We start from the raw sequence: 20,127 nt of genomic DNA, 5'->3' as shown, positions 1-20,127 counted from the left end.
GTAATTCCTCCCAAGTTTGTATTAGTTGGTTAAATATTCGTGTACAGTTGAGGCAATGGTAATGCCTTCCTTTAGGTTCTTCTCTTCATTTCTCTGCTCGATTTCCCCTGGAACCAGTACGCTTGAATACCCTGGTGCAGGAGGCGATTGCCTGATTTCGTCCATCATGCGGTCCATATTTTCGAGAAACGCTTCTTCATCAGTGAAAAAGGCAGGATTAATGGCACAGAAATAATGGCCAAGCTTTCTTTTTTTGTCAAGGTCGCCATACATTTTTGCAACATGCGGACCAAAAGCCGCTCCTGCAAGAAGTCCTGAAAAAATGTCGACGATCATGGAAAGGCCATATCCTTTAGGTCCTCCAAACGGCAGAAGTGAAACCACCTTGCCGGGATCCGTTACGGCTGCCCCATTTTCATCTACTCCCCAGCCTTCAGGAATATCCTTGCCTTCCTCTTTATGCTGGAGCACCTTGCCGAAGGCTACATTGGATGTTGCCATGTCCAGGATGAATGGCTTATTCATCTTTGCAGGGACTCCATAAGCAATCGGGTTTGTGCCAAGGAAGGCCTCTTTTCCGCCGAAAGGCACCACAATTTTGTCAGTATGAGTCATGGCGATCCCAATCAGATTCTCTTCCGCAGCTTCCTGTACAAAATAACTGAGCGCACCGCAGTGGCTGCTGTTAATGGCTGTGACCATTCCAATGCCGTTTTCCTTTGCCATGGAAATCGCCTGCTTCATGGCCTCATCACCGATTACATGCCCGAAGCCGTCATCGCCATCCACTACACCGGTCACCGGTCCTGTTTTGTTGAATGTGATATTGGCATCCGGATTGATCCCCCCCGCATTCAGGCGGTTCACATAATGCTCCGTTCTTAGCACACCATGTGAATTTACGTTGCGCAGATCGGCATGGACGAGTATTTCCGCTACTTTTTCTGAATGCTCCTGATTCAAGCCGGCTGCAGTCAGCTTTTGTATAACGAGCTTTTTAGCTTCTTCGTGAGAAATCGTTATTGTTGACATGATGGGCCTCCTACTCAAGATTGGTATGGTTTTTTTTCATTTCATCGTTTACATCATTTTCATCAAGACTGTCTATGATGGCTGCATCGAGCAGAAGGTGAGCAGCCTGATCAAATTGATTGCCCAAAGGCTGAATAGTCTTTGGCTCTCCGGGCAGGCGATATTTTGTCGCAGCCGGAATAACTAGGCATCCGGCAAAAACAGGATTCTGGACAGCCTCCTTGCTTGTCGTGACTAGAAATACCTTAGACCCTGTCTTTGAAGCGTTTTCAGAAACGGACATAGCCTGGCCGGTTTTTCCGGATCCTGATAAAACAATAAGAATGTCATTTTCCGAAATCGCAGGTGTTGTTGTTTCACCTACAACATATACGGTTTTACCGCTGTGCATCAGGCGCATGGCAATTGCTTTGGCAACGAGCCCGGATCTGCCTTCTCCCGCAAAGAAAAATCTTCCGTCTCCTTTTAGGAGTTCAACAAATGACTGATATTGTTCAGCATCAACTGCTGTACAAACCGCTCTCATTTCCTCTAGAATGGCAGCTGTAGTTTTCATAGGCTCCCCCTCAGCGTTCAACGATTTCTTCTTTATTTATAAATGCCTTTACTTCCTCCAGGTATGGCAGACCTTCATTATCCCCTGAAACGGTTGTAACAAGTGCCCCTGTACCATTGGCAAAGCGGAGAAGCTCTTCCGGGCTGTAGCCATGCAGCCAGCCGTATGTATAGCCTGCATCAAAGCCGTCTCCGGCTCCCACTGTATCAACTGCTTTTACCGGAAAGCACTCTGCCTTTGTCCAGCTTCCATTTCTCAAAAGCTTCGACCCGTTGGCCCCGTCCTTTATAACCAGATCCGCAATGCTGTAATCGCTTGCAAATAACGCCAAATCTTTCTCAGAATCACTGCCGTTGATTTGTCTGATCTCATCGAGCCCCGTCAGGAGGATGTCTGTATATGGAAATATGGCTTTATAAGCTTTTCTTGCCTCTTCGATCGTCCAGAGCTTAAGCCGGATATTGGGATCGAAGGAGACTGGTATTTGTTTTTCCCTTGCCAGTCTGGCAAGCTTTAATGAAATACCCGGATTTTTTTTGTCTATTGCCATGAACACGCCTGTCAGATGAAGGAGGTCTACACCTTCCAGAATCTTTTCATCAATCATGTCTTCCGATAAGGCAAGAATCGGCGAGTTGTATCGGTAATAAAAGGTCTTTCCTGACCCATCCTCGTTTATCTGCTTAAAATTCAGCGAGGTAGGGCTGCCTTCGACAAAATCCACTGCGGCTGTGTCGATTCCTTCACCGCGGGCGAAGTTATAGATGACCCGGCCAAATTCATCATTGCCAAGCCGGCTGACCCACTTGCTGCTGAGGCCAAGCCTTGCGCATCCAATTGCATAATTCAGCTCAGCGCCTCCTATCTTTCGCTCAAAGCTTGTCACGAACCTAAGCGGGCCTTTCGCCGATGGATTAAGGGTAATCATGGCATCCCCTATGGTTAAGACTTTTTTCGGTGATGTCATTTGCTTTCTCTCCTAACTCTTTATCGACTCCCGCTCAACCAGGAGCGGAGCGTATCTTTTTACTTCATATGATTCTGCCATTTCCTGCTCTCCTATAAGCCTCAGAAGCTCTACGGCCGCATCCTTGCCAATCTCAAAGGTTGGCTGTTTAATAGCTGTGATTGGCGTGGCTGCGATCTCAAGGAAATCAGAATCGTCTATTGCTACTACACTGACATCCTCCGGTATACGAAGCTTCTTTTTTCTTAGAAACTTCAGAAGTTCGATAAGGGAAAGATCATTTGTAGCAAAGAAACAATCGGGCATCTCATCTGCAAGCCAGAGATTTTCCAGCTTATCAAAAATTTCATGCCGTTCTGCTGCAATGATCCATTCTTCATTTGGGGTAATGCCATTAGCTTTAAGCTTCTTCCGGTATCCTTCAATCCGCTCTAATCGGGGGGTTACTTTCTGGGCGGTCGACATGGACACTACCCCAATTTTCCTTTGTTCATGCCTGAGCAGCTCTTCAACAGCAATCTCTGCAGCTTTTACATTATCAAGGAGGAAAGTGGGATAAATGGGTTTTACCGGCTTTCTGTCCACGAAAACAATGGGAAAATTCGAGCGCTTTAGCTGTTCATAGAGCAAGGCATTTCCTTTTGTAGGAAAGATGATCAAGCCATCCACCTGCTTTGCCAGGAGCATATCAATATATGCACGCTCCTTTTCCGGATTTTCATCCGAATTGCAGACAAACAAGTGAAAATGATTCGTTTCGCAGACATCCTCTATCGCCCGGATAATCTCTGTCGAAAATGTATGGAGAATATTGGCGACAATCACCCCTATTGTGGAGGACTTTTTCTGCTTGAGGCTTTTAGCCACAAAGTTGGGTATATAGCCCAGCTCACTGATCGCTTCCTGAATCCGGATCTTCGTAGCCTCGGCCATATACTCATAGCGATTATTGATATATTGCGAGACTGTGCTCTTGGAAACGCCGGCCTTCACCGCAACATCTTGCATTGTTATTTTATTCATTTTATGGTCCCTCTCTATAAACCGATTTAGTAAATCGGTTTAGTAAACCGGTTTAGGGAAAGTATAAATGAAAACCCTTTCAAAATCAAGGTTAATTCTGAAAATTTTTATATTGGTGACAGGCACCTCCCGAATTTTGTCGAATTTTAACTTGATAATCGGGCTGGGTAAGGCAAGGTAACTAATGGAAATCCTAAAATACGGGTGGCTGCACGAAAATAGGAGGCGCTCTTCAGCAGCCTCCCTTGCAGTAATATATCCTATGGCTTCACATACTCTATAAACTCCTCCATAGTCGTTTCCGCCACCACCGGCAGCCTCGGGATCTCATAAATGCGGTCGCCCCTCTCTGCCGCTTTTTTCTCTACAGTAAATGCCATTCGAAACCCTAGATTGATTAGGGAGTTTATCGTATTCGGAGAGTATTCCCCGTAAGGATAGGCAAACGCCTTTTTTCTGCCTTCCAATTGCCTGATGCTGGTTCTTAGGTCTTTTTCAATCTGATCTGCCTCTTTTGTCAGCAGAAAGGAAGCATCCTGATTAAACCGGTTTTTTTCCCTCTGGTGAAGATTGTAGGTATGGCTCTGATAGTCGAATACATCACAGCCTCTTTCTATTTCATGAAGGCTGAGATACTGGATTTCCTCAGGCACATAAGGATGGAGCTTGCTTGTCACATACCCGGTTATGATAAAGCTGACAGCTGTGAAATTGTATTTTTTTAAGATAGGATAGGCTTCCACATAGTTATCCTTATAACCATCATCAAAGGTGATAACAACGCTCTTAGTAGGAACATCCTTTTTCCTTGCTAAAAAATCATATAGCTCAGATAACGTCAAAGATGTATAGCCTTTCTCTTTTAAATAGGCCATTTGCTTTTCAAAGTCTTCCTTTAATACAACCATTGGATTCAGTTTACCTTTGATATAGTGGCTTTCAGACAGGTCCTCTCTGCTTACAATATGATGGTATGACAAGACAGGAACTTTAGCTGCCGCCTCTTTTGGAGGCTTTTTTATCGTAGATTCCTTGGTGCAGGCATCCAAGTGAAAGGATTGGTCTGCGGGATATAATCCCTGATGCTCAACAGCGAGAATATCATATTCGTCAACGACAAAACTGAAACCTGATATCATCAGGGTCAGCAGCACCAGAAAACCAAAAGCAACCGCTCCCTTTGCAGCCTTCATGCTCACGCCTTTTCCGCCCCTTTCCATGCCAGATTTCCAGACCTCTCAAGCTTATTCCAGCTTTTAGATTTATGAAAAAAGGACACCGTCCCGTAAGCGACAAACAATAGATTCATAATGCGGTAGAATAATATATCCGCCGGCAGAAAGATAAGGATCCTGAGTATATCCCTCTTCCGAAAGGAAACCCCATGCAGATGGCTGATAAACAATGTTGTAAAAAATTGATAGATATACAGGAAGACGGCCCCTGAACCGAGCATGAGCACAAGCAGAAGCTGGCCCTGATTCAACAGCAGCATCGCCGGTATGGCCAGCATTGGAAAGGCATTCAATGTGCCGACAAGGAATTGGTCAAACAAAAAGACAATAGAAAAGCCAAAAGGCAGTTTGCGGAAAAAGGATTTCCGGTATTGTATCAGGCAGTCAATAAAGCCTTTCTGCCAGCGGACCCTCTGCTTGAACATGTCCCTTAGCGTACTGGGGCATTCAGTATAACAGACAGCGGCTGGGACGTAGGAAATTCTGTGGACACAGCCATGTTCTTTGATCAGCTTCTGGATCTTAAGGGTAATATCCATATCCTCGCCAATCGTTTCCCGAAAACCGCCAATATTAAATAGGACCTCCCGGCGGAATGCTCCAAATGCTCCTGCTATGACCGTCATGGCTCCGAGCGATGCCTGGGCCCGTTTATGAAGATAAAACGCGGTTAAATATTGGAGGAACTGAAATTTAATGATCCCCTTTAGCTTAAAAGTAGGTTTAAGATGATGGACGTGCCCGCTGAAAGCCTGTGCAATAAGGACGTTTCCACCGCAGGCAATAATGCTTGAATCCTGGAATTCAGCATTCATTTCTGAAAGGCTGTTCCTCTCCAATATGCTGTCCGCATCAAGCGTAACAACAATGTCATTTTGGCTGAAGTTGATTCCGGCATTCAAGGCATCCGATTTTCCGCCATTTCGCTTGTCAATGACAAAGATATTGGAGTACCGCTCTGATTGAAATACAGCTGTTATCTCTTTATGCTCTAATTTTCTTGAAAAAGCCCTTCTGCATGGCACCAGGGACAATACCTCTGTAAGCATGTCAATTGTATGGTCAGTTGATCCGTCATTTACAATGATCAGCTCTGATTCCTGATGCCTCTGGCCACTGTAGCCGATGATACAGGATTCTAGCACTTTTTCTTCGTTAAAAGCTGGCACAATGACGGAAAAGCTGTACATTTGCCTGACTTCCTTGCGCTTTTTTTTCTCTTCCTTGAACAATGGAATTAAAATATAGAGGGACTGCATAATCACAAAGGCAAAAAAGATGGCAAAAGATACATACAGCAGTACTATCACTGTCCTATCCCTCCTTGTTGGTATACCCTGACATAGTCAATCAGCAATTCTTTTGGAAAATCATCCTGCGGATCCGGCGGTCCCGGCCAGTTTCCGCCGATGGCCGTATTTATATACAGAAAGAGAGGCGAATCCGGCGAAAATTTATCTGTTTCAAAGACGTTTCTGCCGTCCAGTGTCCATATGATTCTTCCCGGTTCCCATATTAGACCGTACAGATGGAAATCCTCAGAGAAATCAATATCCTCCGTTATCTTTGTGTAATCCCTTTTTTGTTTGCCGGCTTCGTCCTTCCAATGAACAACATAATAAAGCTCGTTCGGAGCCTGGCCAATATTCTCCATGATATCTATTTCCGGCAGCCAGTCTTCGTCGGAATTCACAAGCCAGAAAGCGGGAAATATGCCTCTTCCCTTCGGCAGCTTCGCTCTGATCTCAATTTTTCCATAAGTGAACTCAAACTTGCTTTCAGTCGTAACAGCACCAGAGGTATAGCTTCGTCCCTTATAAGACTCTTTTCTGCTTGAAATAACCAGGAGATCATCCCTGACATCAATATTTTCCGGAAGGTAATACTGCCATTCTCCATTTTTTTCTGATGGCCAATTTTGCGGATTCCACTTTATGAATGACTTTTCATCGTGAAATTCATCATTCCAGACAAGATGCCACCCATCTTTCTTTGTCATATCCACTGAAGGGGCAGCCATTTCTTCTTTACCGAATACTCTTTCTGGCATCTTCGCAGCCGTTTGCTTTTCATGTATAAATTCACTGCCTGGCAAAGCCAAAATAAGAAGAAACAAGAAAAAAATCTTCATGGACGCACACCTTCTTTTTAAGATATTAATTATTCTTTATTGAGAACATAAAGATAACACTAATTTGTTCTTTTTAAAGAACGATAAGTTTATATTAACAAACAGCTATATATTCGTCTAGTAATAACTAAAGTTATAAAAAAATCTTGCAGGAAAACATCAAAATATACAGAATATTGACAATAAAAGGAGATGATCATATGGAGCAGGCTGTCAAAGAAAAATGGATTTGCTCTCAATGCCAATCTGAAATTACTGACTACACGGAGTTTGTCGATAACGATGGAGTTTGTGATGATTGCTATAGCATCCCTTTGAAGAAGAGACGGGGGCTGGTTATTCGGTGACAGGTACCTCCCGATTTTTGTCGAAGTATGAAATGAAAATTGCATTCAAAAAGCCGGCTGAATTTTCTTCAGCCGGCTTTTATTTGGTGACAGGCACCTCCCGGATTTTGTCGAAACAACCGGAAGATGCCTTCTCACTTTTTTAATTCATCATTTCTGCTTTTCGCAGGAATTCTGCAAGGATTTTTGCCATTTGATCACGTTTGGTGTAACCGTTTGGATTGAATGTGGATTTCGTCATTCCTGACATAATGCCTGATTGATAGACAGCCTCGGCACCTTCTTTTGCCCATGCTCCAAATTGGCTGGCATCTTTAAAGTCTGTCAGCTTTTTATTAGCATTCAGCTGCGACTTGTCAAACTCCAGGATGTCCAGATCCATTGCTCTGGCGATCATAATGGCTGCCTGGGCACGTGTCAGCTTTTCGTTTGGCGCAAAGGTGCCATCCGGTTTGCCGCTGATAATGCCGAAGTGGACAGCTGCTGTCAGTTCCCCGTTTGCATTGAACCACTCATTTCCCTTAACATCTAAGAATTTCTTATCATACGCTTTTGCCGGAAGCCCTAGAGCCCTTACAAGCAAGACAGTGAATTCTGCACGAGTGATTTCCTCCCCTGGTGCATACTTCCCATCTGCTTTTCCTTTAATGATATATTTGGAAGCAAGGGTTTCAATATACTCTTCTGCCCAGCTTAACCCGTCAACATCCGGGAATGACTTATCATTCTCAACTATGGCATATACGGAATTCGTCAGTGATTTGATCTTCGCCGTTTTGCCGTCAAATACAGTTGGAACAACTGTAAAGCTGCCATCCTGATTAAATCTGACTGCAGTGGACTTGCGAGGATCAAATTCCTTGCTGCCCATAATCTCTTTTTCTGCAAACTTTTCAAATGCTGAAATGCTCTCTTTCTTATCTCCAGCATGTGCCTCAAGCTCAAACGCAAACGCATCTGACACAACCTGAGCATTTTTAGACGGTGCTGAAGCTTGATTAACAGACACTGTAATATAAACAGCATCTTCAGAGACTCCAAGCTTTTTGGCCAGGGCCGCAGTATCAATCTCTGATAAAGGAATCCTGTAGATTGCACCATCTGCCTGGATTTCAATGATGACATCTTTATCCTTTCGAACAGCTTCACTGATCAGCTTTGCCGGCAGCTGTGCCAGAACAGTTTCCCCTGAAGACGGCTTTTCCAGTTTCACTGCTATCATTTTTCTATCCGCTGAGATGGTATTTACGATCTCCGCTATCTTCTCGGAACGGATTTTTGTAATAACCTCCATTTTGCCGGATGGATTTTTTTGTCTGACTATTTCTGCAGCCCCTGCCGGAAGCTCGATGGTTCCAGGCTTCCCAGGTGCAGGCGGATTGGAAGGCTCATGATTGCCGCCCCCATTGCCGCCAGGGTTTCCCTCTCCCTTTGCGCCTTCCTTGATAATTACGACTGTTAATGGATCCAGTGTCAGCTTTCCATCTGCCAATGTGAAGCCGGACGGATTCTTAACGGCCTTGGTTCCAGCTTCGTCGTTATCCACAAGAACAGTCCCTTTCGAGAGATCCAGTTCCCCAAGCGTCAGGCTGCGGGCTTTGCTGTCAGCATTCATGAACACATAATAGCTGCCCGTTTTGTCTGTTGATACATTTTTATATGCAATCAGCAGATCCTGATCCTTCATTTCAGGGAAACTAAGCAGGGAAACGTTTTTGTCTACAAGCTCTTTATCTCCAAGGCGGAAGGCGTTTGTTGATCTTCGCAGTTCAATCAGGCCTTCAGTGTATTCGCGTGTCATTGTATTTACTTTATAAGCTGATGCATTAGTGGCTTTCTGCCAGTCAAATTTGTTGATCGCATCAGATGAATCATAAGAATCATGGATAAAGTATCCAAACGGAACCCCATTTTCATCTGTCAGCTCATGGTATTTCTGCTCCGGCACTCCTTCAGCGAGCCATTGCTTTGTCCGGCCGTATTCCTGGCCGGCATGCAGGAAGGCAGTTCCCTGCGAGGTCAGGATCAGCGAGTTGCCGAGGCGGATCCGCTTATGAATTTCCAGATTATTTTCCGGGATGGCCGGGTCTTTTTTAATAGACTGGGCGATTACATCATACAGCGGTAGATTATCGTGTGCTGCAATATACTGGACCATGTCGCCTGGATCATCATCTGCAGTATTGGACGGCTGGCCTTTGATATTATTGAAAATAACACCCAGATCACGGGCACCGCCTGTGATGAATCTCGGCTCCCCTTCCGAACCGAATCCGGATTTCAGCTCATTGCGGATTTCATCCGAAAATACACCGACATCATCAGTCTTATCCATCCAATCCTGATCTGCTCCCATTCCTTCAAGTGCCGGGTCGGCAAGATGACCTGCAAATGTCCGCCAGCCTTCTCCGATGAACAGGGCATCCGGATTGATTTCGGCAGCTGCATCATAAGCATTCTGAATGGACGGATAAGTTGCATCCCCCATCATATCGAAGCGCATGCCATCAATCTTGTATTCTTCAAACCAGTATTTCACAGAATCAACCATCAGCTTTTCAGCCATTGTATGGCTTGTCGCAAGATTATTGCCGAACCCTCCAAGGAAATTGCCTTTGGCATCCTGGAAAGCATAGTAGTTTGGCACAATATCATTGAGCGTGCTTGCTTTGGCCATGTGAGTGTAAACAACGTCAAGGACCACACCCATGCCGGCATCGTGGATTGCGTCAATCAATTCCTTCAGTTCCTTCACACGCAGCTCAGCGTCTTCAGGATTTTCCGAGTAAGCCCCGTCAGGAGAGAAATAGCTGTGCGGGTCATAGCCCCAGTTATACTCGTTTCCTCCTGCTGAATATTCCATTTCTCTCTCGCCCATTTGGGTTTCATCGCCAAAATACCAGGCCATGACAGGCAGAAGCTGGACGTGTGTCACACCAGTCGACTTAATATAATCTAGCTTGTCGATGAATGCTTTATAAGAGCCCCATCTTGAGTTCAAGTCGCCTTCAATCGAAGGATCAGAAGTGAAATCGCGGACATGGACTTCATAGATGATGGCATCCTCGCGCTTTTCATATCCTTTGATGCTGGCATGGTCAAAGCCGTTCGGATCTGTTCCCTTCAGATCGATGATCGCCGCTTTTCCAACATCATCGCCGTCTGGTCCGGCTTCCCCTTTCGTGTTGACGGTAAAAGCAGCCATCGACTTCGCATAAGGATCCAGCACCTTTTTCGTTACGCCGTTATTGGTTACTTCATACTGATAGTAATAGCCTTCAAGGTCTTCTATATCAAGCTCGGAAGGCTGAATGTCTATTGACCAGACACCCTTATCGCCAAGTTCCAGGTCTACACTGCCGATCAGCTTGGCAGCGTCTTTTTTATCATAGAAATTGGCTGTAACCCTGCTTGCTGTCGGCGCCCACAGTTTCAGCACCGCTCCGCCGTTTTTGTAGGTGGCTCCAAGGTCATCGCCATCATAGCTGTACAGCTTATCAAGCATCCGCCAGCCTGATGAAGCAGAAACTGTGCGGCCGGAATAGGTTACGGAAAGCGGCAGTTTCTCAAGATCGAATACCGCTTTAACTTCAGCCGTTTTATCACCAGTAATCTTTGCACTTGTAATGGATATTTCTTTACCGTCCTTATCAGTGATTGATAAGCCGGCTTTCAATCCGTCTGCAGTCAATCCTTCTGTCATGGTAAAATTCAATAGAATCGTATCTTCTGAGATGACTTCTGCAGTGGTCATCCCTGATGCCACGTCTCCATATGGTGAAATATAGACCAGATCGTCTCCCTGCTTGATCCAAAGCTGATTATATTTATCCAGCAGGTTGAAGGTCTTGTCACCGGCATCCTTTTCCCCATTGCTTTCATTCACGATAAGGAAGCCCAGTTCCTTGCCATCTTCCTTCAGTTCGATGTCAGCATACGCCCCGTACCGGTCTGTTCCGGTAAAATCAGCTGCGCCAGCAGGCCAGTTTTCTGAAGGAGCTGCTGAATCGCCCCAGTGCCATAGTCCAAATTCATCATAATCCCCGTTGTCACGGGTATAATGGATGCGGACTGTGTTATCCGGAAGATCGACAGGTTCATAGGTAAACACCTGATCAGATCCCTGCTCTATCCAGATTTCATTCATCTCCGGCGAGGAAATAGTGAAGCTCTTATCTCCGCCGTCCTTGCCTGCATCCCCTTTGGACACATCCATGATCAGGAAGCCGATATTTTTGGCTCCTTCAGCAAGGGGTACATCAATATAGGCACCATAGCTGTCTTTCTTTTCAAACATAGTAGCACCGACCGGCCAATTGGCTGACGGGGACTTCACGTCATTCCAGAGCCATGCCCCGTAGTTTTCATAGCTGCCGTCGGCACGGTTATAGTGGATGCGGACAGAGTTCTCAGGAATCGGCTCGATTTCAGGTTCCTCGCCCTCTTCCCCGCTTTGAAGCGATGCCCCTGTGATGCTGCCGTTATCCACGGTCAGCAGGACAGTGCCGCCATCTGAGTTGGCCGGGATTGTCAGAACAACTTCTCCAGCTTCAGTAGTTTGGTAGCTTCTATTAGAATAATGATCTGTTACTGTGGCTGCTTTTGAATCAACAGCCAGCTTAATGGTTTTTGCCTTATCCGCTGTGTTTAGGCCGGCATACACGGTCTGCTCCCCATAGCTGCGGGCAAACAGCAGGAATTGCTCCTTGTCAGAGCCGCCAGTCACTGTACGGTCACCTTTGGCAAAAACCTTGGAATGGTCCTTCCTGAAGTTAAGGATCTTTTTATAATGCTCGAGCATGTCATTGCCTTCCACTCTATCCCATGCAAAATCGTAGCGGTTATCATACTGAGGATAGTTGTTGGCGCCTGTCTGTCCAAGCTCCTCCCCATAATAGATAACAGGCTGGCCTTTTGCAGTTGCCTGCAGGGAGGCTGCTACCTTCATTTTGCCCTTATCACCGCCGAGTGAATGCAGGAAACCGTCCTCGTCATGGCTGCTTAAAAACTGGCCCAGTGTTGCGGTGTTATCCACTTTTGCATTCCGGGCAGCAAGGGCATCATTGGCGGCCTTAAGTTTGCCATTCACAAAATTGCGGGCTGTTTCTTTGAAGCCGAAGTCCAGCAGGGAATCCATCATTCCGGACTCTAGGTAGCCAAAATCATTGCCTGGTGCTGCACCCCATGCTTCCCCGATCATTTTGAATGCCGGCATCTTTTCGGTGAGCGCATTTTTGAAGCTCATCCAGGTCGCATCCTCTACGTGTTTAACGGTATCCACGCGGAAATAATCGATTGTGTTGCCGTTTGCTGTTGTTGCTTTTTCAATCCAGTCTGTCTGCCAGTCGATGATCTGCTTGCGGACGGCAGGATCCTCTGTTTTGATATCCGGCAGGCTGGACAGCTCGCCAACCACTTCATCGGTGCCCACATTACCCTGGCGGACGATATCCTTGAAGCGGCTCCGGTCTTCATCATCCGGGTAGCCTGGCGGAGGGTTTTCTTTGCCGGCATCCAGCTCTTTGAGGCCGTATCCGGTATGGTTCAATACAACATCCACCATGATTTTAATGCCGCGCTCATGGGCTTCGTCGATGAGGGTATGGAAGTCCTCCATCGTGCCGAAATGAGGATTCAGCTTGCTGAAATTTTCCGCCCAGTAGCCGTGGTAGGCATAATACGGTTCGCCATCAGCCTCACCACTGCGGACATCATATTGGATATTTTCGACGACCGGGGAAATCCAGATCGTATTGATGCCAAGGTCATCAAGGTAGTCCAGCTTTTCTGTTACCCCTTTGAAATCCCCGCCCTGATAGGCGCCGCGGGATTCGTCATAATTCAGTCCGTATGGATCATTGTTGGAGGAATTGCCGTCAAAGAAACGGTCTGTCAGCATAAAGTAGATGACTGACTCATCCCAGTCGAAATCAGCTTCGCCGGCAGATTGCCGTGTTTTGATTTCAATCTCGGCATTCCCGCTATATTCATTGCCATAAGAATCTACTGCTGTAACAGGAATCTTTTTCACACCTGCGGTAGTGCTGTCATCTGCAGCAATGGTGATTTTGCCGAGTGAAGGGTCGATTTCCAGCTGATCAGGACCTCCCAATGAGGAAGTATCAGCGAGAATTTTAGTAATCTTCACCTCATCAGTCTGTCCTGCTATATCCACACTCAGAACAGCATTTTGGCTATAATCAATGGCTGCTGGCCTGGTTGAGGCAGATACAGTCAAGTCAGCCTGCTGAAAGTCGATGGCAGAGACACCGTCCTTGGTGTTATAAGGATCTGTGACCTCTGTTGTCTTGCCGTCTTTGGTAACAAGATAAGAGTACTCATGCTTTCCGTTAGGGATGTTCTCATATGTAAGCATGAATCGCTCGTTTTCGGGCTCATACACCATCTCTTGTGTTTCACCGTTGAACTTGAGTTCAACTTTTTCAATAGAATTCATGCTGTCATTGGCAAAAAGCTCTTTATCGCGGTAATAGAAAGTGGCATTGCCTTTGTTGATAACAGGCGCTGATCCGTCCGGGACAATCCGGATCTTTTCCACACCGCTCGTGATGTATGCTTTTGTCAAACTGTCATTTTTGTTCACAGGAATGAAGCGGTCGCCAAATTCCTTTTCCGCAGTATCCCAGTCCTCTGTGCTGCGGAGCACAAAGCCGAACTGCTTTGTTTCAGGGGCAACAGCAATATTGACGGTCGCAACCCCGTTTTCATAGGATTCAAAATTAATCTGGTCATCCTTCACGCCTGTGTTCCAGGCCCAGATATTCCAGCCCTCATAGGCTTTGTCATCGCGGGTATAAGTAAAACTGACCTGCCGTTCAGAGGTTTGTGCCGCTTCAGGGGTGTCGGATACTTCTGTTTCAGCTGCTGCCGCACGTGCCGGCATAAATGGCAGCCACAGGCTTAATAGCATAATGGCCGACAGGAAGATGGACAGTTGGCGTCGGTTTTTTTGCATGAATTGCTTTCCTCCTTTTGGTTGGTTGGATAGGATTAACTTTGTTCGGGGGAGCCTCCTTTCTGTCGGAGATAGCCCTGCAGCGCGGGTTGCGAAAGCGTTTGCACAAATTTGCACAACTAAATGACTGTAACCGTTTGCAAAATATAGGATGAAATGACTACAAATGTGCGTGATATGAAAAGACAGCTTGTGCAACCGCTTGCAGTTCGTAAGCAAATTTTACAATAATTTTCAGAAAACGGCAACAGCAAAGTGAGCAGGGGGGCGGTTTAGGCCAGGGGGTCAGACCCCTTAGCCCATTAACGCAAATAAAAAAGGAACAAGGGGGCTGTCCCCTCATCCCTTCTACTGCCTTCTCAATTGAAATAAGTATGCTGCAGATACGACGATTTGTGGACCGGGGGGTCAGACCCCTTGGCCCATTAATGTAAATAAAAAAGGAACAAGGGGGCTGTCCCCTCATTCCGTCTACTGCCTTCTCAATTGAAATAAGTATACTGCAGATACGACGCTTTGCAGCAGGAAGATCAGCAGTATATAGAAGATAAAATAATCCTGGTGCATGATTTTTGTGATGGCGGAGAGAAAGAATCCCAGCATGACACCGGCTGTCAGGAGCTTGTAGGAAAGGGACATGACCTTCAGCTGGATCACCTGTCCCCTCTCATCCTTGGATTCACTGTCTTTCTCAAACCTGGCTTTATAGGCCTCCGACAAAATGACACAGACAACAAGTACGACAATCGAAGCATTGAGCATTGAAAACATCTTATTCCTCCTTGTAATCAAAAACGTCCATGATTGGTTTGTCTACTGCCTTTGCAATCTTAATGGCCAAAATCAGAGAGGGATTGTATCTGTTTTTTTCAATGGAAAGGATTGTCTGCCGGCTGACCCCGACTGCATCTGCCAGCTCCTGCTGCGTCATTTTCTTTTCCGCTCTGTACACAGAGATTTTATTATCAAGCATTTTCATCCGCCCTTTTGGTAAGCCATTGAGTGAATTGTAAAATATTCCTTACAAAGTGTAAAGTATTTTTTACAAAAAGTAAGAAATTAATTACATATATAGATGCATAGTCATGCTTAATTTGAGAACGGGTGACAATGGGCATGATCTTTCTATACACCTGATAGGACGAACTATTCAATTATTTCGAAATGCGAAATATTCGACACTCTTCATTTCATTCCTACAAAACTAGACCTGTGCGTGGTTCATATTTCGACAAGGTGACGGCGGCTTGTCGATTTACAATAGTCTTTGTAAGAAAAGCGAAGGAGAGTGACAGGATGAAGGTAAACAAATGGATTGCAGGATTAAGTACAGCAGTGGTTTTATGTGCGGGGGCTGGAGGCACAGCTATTGCGGCCCAATCTCCTGACAGCGGCAAGGCAGGACAGTATGAGGCCAGCTCTATGGCTGGATTTACTGACTATGCCGAAATGGTAAACAAGCTCCAGCAGATTGAGAAGAGCAGCCAGGGCAAAGTGTCGTTATCGGTTGTCGGCCAATCCAATCAGGGACGGGACATTTACCAGGCACGAGTTGGTACAGGGGAAAAAGTGGTACTGATTGAAAGCGAAATTCACGGCAATGAAAAGACGGGCACAGAGGCACTGTTAAAAATCCTTCAGTATCTCGGATCCAGCAATTCACCGGAAGCGAGGCAGATCCGTGAAAATGTCACTTTAGTGGTGCTGCCAAAAATCAACCCTGACGCTTCTGAGCTTGACCGCCGCGGAAATGATATGTCCTGGGAGGAAGCTGTGCAGGATTTCCCTCAGCTTGCAGCAGCCGCAAAGCCAGCATGGAATTATTATGCCTCAGGCACAATCCAGGAGCGAAATTACACCGGACAGCCCGGGTTTGATGTGAACCGCGACTTCAACCCTGACTTGGATTACGTACCGCAGGCCGGAGATTTCCCTGGCAGGTCAAGCGAACCCGGCTGGTACATAACACCGGAATCCCAAACCGTAAGGGATGTGTATAAAGCATTAAAGGCCGAGTTTGGGAAGGTTGATGTCTTCGTTGATCTTCACCATCAAGGACAATACTATGTAGAAGGAACGGACGACATCGTCACGATGTCCTTGTCAGGCGAGTTTGTTCCTGATCCAAATACATCTGCGGGAGCCAAATATGCGGAATATGCAGATCAATATAATGTTGAGTATTCAAAGCAGCTGAATCTAGCAGCTTATAATGCCCTTCAATCAATCGGCAGCTCGCCGTTCAATAACATCACCCTCTATCAGCAAAACCTCGACCTCCCAGGCACTGCATTGGGAAGCTTCGCCCTTAACGGAAGCGGCACGGTCCTATTCGAGGTCAGGGGCCAGTCCCATACGCTTGGACAAAAGAAAAAGGGACAGCTTGTGAAGGCGGTTGAAACCGGCTTGAATGCTATTATTGAAGGAGTTGCGGACGGCTCGGTGGAGAATCTGGATGCTGATGATTATAACGAGATTCCGAATACCGCTTATGAGCCAGGTCTGTAAAGGATAAAAAAAGCCTCCATCCTGGATCCCCGGCAGGATGGAGGTTTTTAATTCTATTAGTTACAGTTATATGTCATTAAACGCTGGCCTACATAAATTTTGTTCGGATCCGAAATATTATTCAGTGATGCCAGATAGGAAGCCGTCACCCCATACTTAGCGGCAATTTCAGATAGAGTGTCCCCTGACTTTACATAATAATAGACCGGGCCAAAGCAGCCTGGAGGGGCGGCTTCAGCAGTGGAAGTGCCTACAGTGCCGAATCCCCCCAGAATCCCTAAAGACATAGCAGACGCTAATACAATTTTCCCAAGCTTTTTCATAGAAATCTCCTCCTAATATAGTTTCGGTTCTTCCTTTCAAAACTATCAAATATTGGAAGGAGTAACAATGGGGTTGACCTTGGGAAAACTTACGAAAGTCTTGTTATGATAACTTAGGGCTTATGGAGTGTTTATTTAAAGGCTGATCTAATTTAAGAATACGAGGTTCTCTATTGAGTAATTTACTCGCAACAGGAGTTGACCTAACGTTCTTTATAGCAATACCTGCTTGGGAAAATCCAAGGATAATAGTTTTTTTAACAAAAAAAGAGGAACAATTACCTGTCCCTCATTCCTTATACCGCCTTAGACTGTATCATAAATCTTCTGTCCCCGTCCCACCATGCTACCCTGAGCTCAGGGTATTGAGAGGATATTAGAATGGCCTCTTCTACATTCGCCGTCACCACATGGGTAAAGCCGAGTGAAATCGCCATTTTCCCTTTATCGATATGCCCTGCGGCAATCCCATCGCCTTCGCGGACAAGGGAAAAGAGCTGTTCATCCCAAAGGGTTCTCTCAAATTGATGATCGGCGATATTTTCTAATCTAGAAACGCTGCTTTCCGCTGGATTAAGCCTGAATCTTTCCCACGGCAAAATAAAGCGGGCATTTTCTTCCGATGTTTCAAAGCAGAAAAAGTCAGGCACTGATGCTGATTTCGAATCCTTGCAGATTACCAGTGTTTTTACTTCAATTCCTTGTTGGATTAAAAACTCTTTACTGTTGATCAGCGTATTCCCCATTCCCGCAAAATCTTCAACTAGGAGGGCTTTCTTTAGGCTGGGGGCATGCCCTTTCCACTCTGGCGACTCGCTGTTGCGGTCATATGTCAAAAAATAATAAGGCAGCCCTGTCAGGAAAGCCAGGTGAAAGCCAGGAAAAGAGCCGCCCCGCAAAATAATCACGAGCCCGTCAAAGCCCTCCCCCCTTATCTCGTCCGCCAGAGAATCGAGCGATAGGGAAATCTGATTATAATCAAGATATATATTTTTCATTTATCTAGCCTCTTTTAGAAAAACTCAATAACCGGGAAAGCTGCTTAAAGCTTTGCCTGTGTCATTATATTATAAAAAAAGAGGAAGGGTAAATGGCAAGATTTGATTGATTCCTTTTGGGGGAGCTGTGCGCCGGTTACTTAGAAACCTTTATTTGTTCTGGCTCATACTTTTTTGCTGTCTGCTTTGGCCGGCAGCAGACTTTATTAAACTATAGACAAGCAGGGCAAGGAAGATGCCTCCGCAGTCTACCATCACATCCAGGAGCAGCCCGCTCCTCATAAAGTATAGCTGCAGGAATTCTGTTGCCAGCGCATATATGGCTGCAATGATAGCTGAATATGCTTGGGGGATGAGGCTCAGCAGCCCGCCAGTCAACATGAAAAAGGCAAGAGCATGCCCAGCCTTCTGGTAAGCAAAATTCTTATCAGCACCGGATGGCCAAGGCAGCAGCAGTTCTTCAAACGAAGGGTTCCCCTGCCATTTGAAATGAACTTCTCCTGAATCTCTTAAATCAGCAAAATTGCTTGAACAAGTACAAACGAATATAAAGACACTCATCATAACCACAAAGAGAATCCTCAAAATAGCGCACCGCCTTAGTTTCTTTAAGAACAGTCTCGCCGTTGAGGAATTAAACTATACAGCGTAAATCCCCGTGTCAGGCACCGCTCATGGACAAATATAAGGAAAGTGTCTTTTCGCGGTGCCTGACACGGAATATCAAGAAGGGGCAGCCGCCGCTGCCCCCTCTCTTTAGATCATTTGCTAAAATTTATACTTTCTCTTTGCTCCCCCAGCAGAATAGAAGTCTGCCTTGGACTTGCCTGCGCAATGATCCTGCCGTTTCGGATAGAGTAAAGGACGGCTGCCTGTTTGCGGATGGCTTCGTATTCATTTTCAGCGTCGAGGACAATGAAGCTGGCCGGTTTTCCGGATTCTATACCGTAGCTGTCTTTGATGTGAAGCGTCCTGGCGCTGTTATCGGTAATCAAGTCAAAGGAACGGACAATTTCTTCGTAGCCCATGAGCTGGGATACGTGGATGCCCATGTGCAGCACCTGAAGCATATTGCCTGTTCCAAGTGGATACCACGGATCAAAGATATCATCATGGCCGAAGCTCACATTCATTCCCGCTTCGAGAAGCTCCTTCACTCTTGTGATGCCTCTTCGCTTTGGATATGTGTCAAAACGGCCCTGAAGGTGGATGTTGACGAGCGGGTTGGCTACAAAATTGATGTCGGACATCTTAAGAAGTCTGAAGAGCTTGTAGGCATAAGCATCATTATAGGAGCCCATCGCTGTTGTATGGCTGGCTGTCACTTTGCTGCCGAACCCCCGCTCATATGCTTCCGCTGCCACCACCTCAACAAACCGTGATTGCTCATCATCGATTTCGTCGCAGTGAATGTCTACTAGACGGTCATATTTTTCCGCAAGGTCAAATGCAATTTTCATAGAAGATACACCATATTCTCTCGTAAACTCAAAGTGCGGGATGCCGCCGACCACGTCTGCACCCATTTTCAGCGCTTCTTCCATCAGCTCTGCCCCGCTTGGATAAGAAAGGATCCCCTCCTGCGGAAAAGCAACCAGCTGCAGATTAACATGGGAAGACATTTCTTCTTTTACTTCCAGGAGCGCCTTTAGCGCCGTCAGGGTTGGCTCCGTCACATCCACATGTGTGCGGACATGCTGGATTCCCTGTGCGATCTGCCATTTGAGCGCTTTTTTAGCCCGCTCCTTTACATCCTCATGTGTTAAAGTTTCCTTGCGCTGTGCCCATCTCTGGATACCCTCAAACAGTGTGCCGCTCTGGTTCCATTCAGGCTCTCCTGCTGTCAGTGTTGTATCCAGATGAATATGCGGTTCAATGAAAGGAGCTGAAACTAGCGCCCCTTTTACATCAAGCTCCTCACCTTGCCAATCTGATACATCTCCCTGCGACAATTCCGCAATCTTTTCGTCTCTTACTAATATATTCCAAAGCCCATCCTTGCCTCTAAGCTTTGCATTTTTAAATAACATC

15 protein-coding genes are annotated in these 20,127 nt (G+C 46.0%); 1 reads left to right on the top strand and 14 read right to left on the bottom strand.

The annotated features are described in order from the left end of the window. Positions 1–21 precede the first annotated feature (21 nt). The 10 genes from allD to RBB45_RS14780 form a co-directional block, all read right to left on the bottom strand. Positions 22–1,032: an ureidoglycolate dehydrogenase gene (gene allD, locus RBB45_RS14825; RefSeq protein WP_224949433.1), complete on the bottom strand. Its 1,011-nt coding sequence runs from the start codon at positions 1,030–1,032 to the stop codon at positions 22–24. Between the two features lie 10 nt (positions 1,033–1,042). Further along, positions 1,043–1,588 carry a 6-phospho-3-hexuloisomerase gene (hxlB, locus tag RBB45_RS14820; protein ID WP_022544428.1) on the bottom strand — a complete coding sequence of 182 codons (546 nt, stop codon included), beginning with the start codon at positions 1,586–1,588 and terminating at the stop codon, positions 1,043–1,045. 10 nt (positions 1,589–1,598) lie between these two features. After that, positions 1,599–2,555, bottom strand: a complete 957-nt coding sequence (locus RBB45_RS14815) for a sugar kinase (RefSeq protein WP_009792893.1) — start codon at positions 2,553–2,555, stop codon at positions 1,599–1,601. 12 nt (positions 2,556–2,567) lie between these two features. Further along, positions 2,568–3,578, bottom strand: coding sequence for a LacI family DNA-binding transcriptional regulator (locus RBB45_RS14810; RefSeq protein ID WP_224949431.1), 1,011 nt, complete (start codon positions 3,576–3,578; stop codon positions 2,568–2,570). 260 nt (positions 3,579–3,838) lie between these two features. Further along, positions 3,839–4,771 (bottom strand): polysaccharide deacetylase family protein, encoded by a 933-nt coding sequence (locus tag RBB45_RS14805; protein WP_306009870.1) that lies wholly within the window; start codon positions 4,769–4,771, stop codon positions 3,839–3,841. A 2-nt stretch (positions 4,772–4,773) separates the two neighbouring features. After that, a complete protein-coding gene (locus RBB45_RS14800; RefSeq protein WP_306009831.1) occupies positions 4,774–6,123 on the bottom strand; it encodes a glycosyltransferase family 2 protein in 1,350 nt (449 codons plus the stop codon). Next, entirely contained in the window at positions 6,120–6,944 is an 825-nt protein-coding gene (locus RBB45_RS14795; protein WP_306009830.1) for a glycoside hydrolase family 16 protein, read from the bottom strand. Before RBB45_RS14795 ends, RBB45_RS14800 begins: the two co-directional genes overlap by 4 nt. A 489-nt stretch (positions 6,945–7,433) precedes the next feature. Then, positions 7,434–14,267 carry a pullulanase gene (locus RBB45_RS14790; protein WP_306009829.1) on the bottom strand — a complete coding sequence of 2,278 codons (6,834 nt, stop codon included), beginning with the start codon at positions 14,265–14,267 and terminating at the stop codon, positions 7,434–7,436. Positions 14,268–14,738: 471 nt separating this feature from the next. After that, positions 14,739–15,038: a hypothetical protein gene (locus RBB45_RS14785; protein ID WP_306009828.1), complete on the bottom strand. Its 300-nt coding sequence runs from the start codon at positions 15,036–15,038 to the stop codon at positions 14,739–14,741. A gap of 1 nt (position 15,039) precedes the next feature. Beyond that, positions 15,040–15,240 (bottom strand): helix-turn-helix transcriptional regulator, encoded by a 201-nt coding sequence (locus RBB45_RS14780; protein ID WP_022544432.1) that lies wholly within the window; start codon positions 15,238–15,240, stop codon positions 15,040–15,042. A gap of 323 nt (positions 15,241–15,563) precedes the next feature. On the opposite strand from RBB45_RS14780, the gene RBB45_RS14775 reads away from it, so the two are divergent. Then, the gene (locus RBB45_RS14775; protein WP_306009827.1) at positions 15,564–16,775 is read left to right on the top strand and encodes a M14 family zinc carboxypeptidase; all 1,212 of its coding nucleotides are present in this window, start codon (positions 15,564–15,566) and stop codon (positions 16,773–16,775) included. Between the two features lie 56 nt (positions 16,776–16,831). On the opposite strand, the gene RBB45_RS26310 is transcribed toward RBB45_RS14775, so the two are convergent. From RBB45_RS26310 to RBB45_RS14755, 4 genes are all read right to left on the bottom strand, one after another. Continuing rightward, positions 16,832–17,098, bottom strand: a complete 267-nt coding sequence (locus tag RBB45_RS26310) for a LysM peptidoglycan-binding domain-containing protein (protein WP_009792881.1) — start codon at positions 17,096–17,098, stop codon at positions 16,832–16,834. A gap of 296 nt (positions 17,099–17,394) precedes the next feature. Then, positions 17,395–18,096: a phosphoribosyltransferase gene (locus RBB45_RS14765; RefSeq protein WP_306009826.1), complete on the bottom strand. Its 702-nt coding sequence runs from the start codon at positions 18,094–18,096 to the stop codon at positions 17,395–17,397. A gap of 150 nt (positions 18,097–18,246) precedes the next feature. Further along, the gene (locus tag RBB45_RS14760; protein WP_306009825.1) at positions 18,247–18,681 is read right to left on the bottom strand and encodes a VanZ family protein; all 435 of its coding nucleotides are present in this window, start codon (positions 18,679–18,681) and stop codon (positions 18,247–18,249) included. A 176-nt stretch (positions 18,682–18,857) separates the two neighbouring features. Then, positions 18,858–20,126, bottom strand: coding sequence for a cytosine deaminase (locus tag RBB45_RS14755; RefSeq protein ID WP_306009869.1), 1,269 nt, complete (start codon positions 20,124–20,126; stop codon positions 18,858–18,860). Between the last annotated feature and the right edge of the window lies 1 nt (position 20,127).

This window comes from Bacillus sp. MMSF_3328 (assembly GCF_030733525.1).
Taxonomy (GTDB): Bacteria; Bacillota; Bacilli; order Bacillales; family Cytobacillaceae; genus Bacillus_AB; species Bacillus_AB infantis.
This window is presented reverse-complemented; position numbering and strand designations above follow the sequence as displayed.

Excerpts from the sequence above, each read along its gene's own strand:
- RBB45_RS14780 (WP_022544432.1), bottom strand. The coding sequence starts at position 15,240 with ATGCTTGATAATAAAATCTCTGTGTACAGAGCGGAAAAGAAAATGACG.
- allD (WP_224949433.1), bottom strand. The coding sequence starts at position 1,032 with ATGTCAACAATAACGATTTCTCACGAAGAAGCTAAAAAGCTCGTTATA.
- RBB45_RS14805 (WP_306009870.1), bottom strand. The coding sequence starts at position 4,771 with ATGAAGGCTGCAAAGGGAGCGGTTGCTTTTGGTTTTCTGGTGCTGCTG.
- RBB45_RS14775 (WP_306009827.1), top strand. The coding sequence starts at position 15,564 with ATGAAGGTAAACAAATGGATTGCAGGATTAAGTACAGCAGTGGTTTTA.
- RBB45_RS14785 (WP_306009828.1), bottom strand. The coding sequence starts at position 15,038 with ATGTTTTCAATGCTCAATGCTTCGATTGTCGTACTTGTTGTCTGTGTC.
- RBB45_RS14810 (WP_224949431.1), bottom strand. The coding sequence starts at position 3,578 with ATGAATAAAATAACAATGCAAGATGTTGCGGTGAAGGCCGGCGTTTCC.
- RBB45_RS14795 (WP_306009830.1), bottom strand. The coding sequence starts at position 6,944 with ATGAAGATTTTTTTCTTGTTTCTTCTTATTTTGGCTTTGCCAGGCAGT.
- RBB45_RS14755 (WP_306009869.1), bottom strand. The coding sequence starts at position 20,126 with ATGTTATTTAAAAATGCAAAGCTTAGAGGCAAGGATGGGCTTTGGAAT.
- hxlB (WP_022544428.1), bottom strand. The coding sequence starts at position 1,588 with ATGAAAACTACAGCTGCCATTCTAGAGGAAATGAGAGCGGTTTGTACA.
- RBB45_RS14815 (WP_009792893.1), bottom strand. The coding sequence starts at position 2,555 with ATGACATCACCGAAAAAAGTCTTAACCATAGGGGATGCCATGATTACC.
- RBB45_RS26310 (WP_009792881.1), bottom strand. The coding sequence starts at position 17,098 with ATGAAAAAGCTTGGGAAAATTGTATTAGCGTCTGCTATGTCTTTAGGG.
- RBB45_RS14790 (WP_306009829.1), bottom strand. The coding sequence starts at position 14,267 with ATGCAAAAAAACCGACGCCAACTGTCCATCTTCCTGTCGGCCATTATG.
- RBB45_RS14765 (WP_306009826.1), bottom strand. The coding sequence starts at position 18,096 with ATGAAAAATATATATCTTGATTATAATCAGATTTCCCTATCGCTCGAT.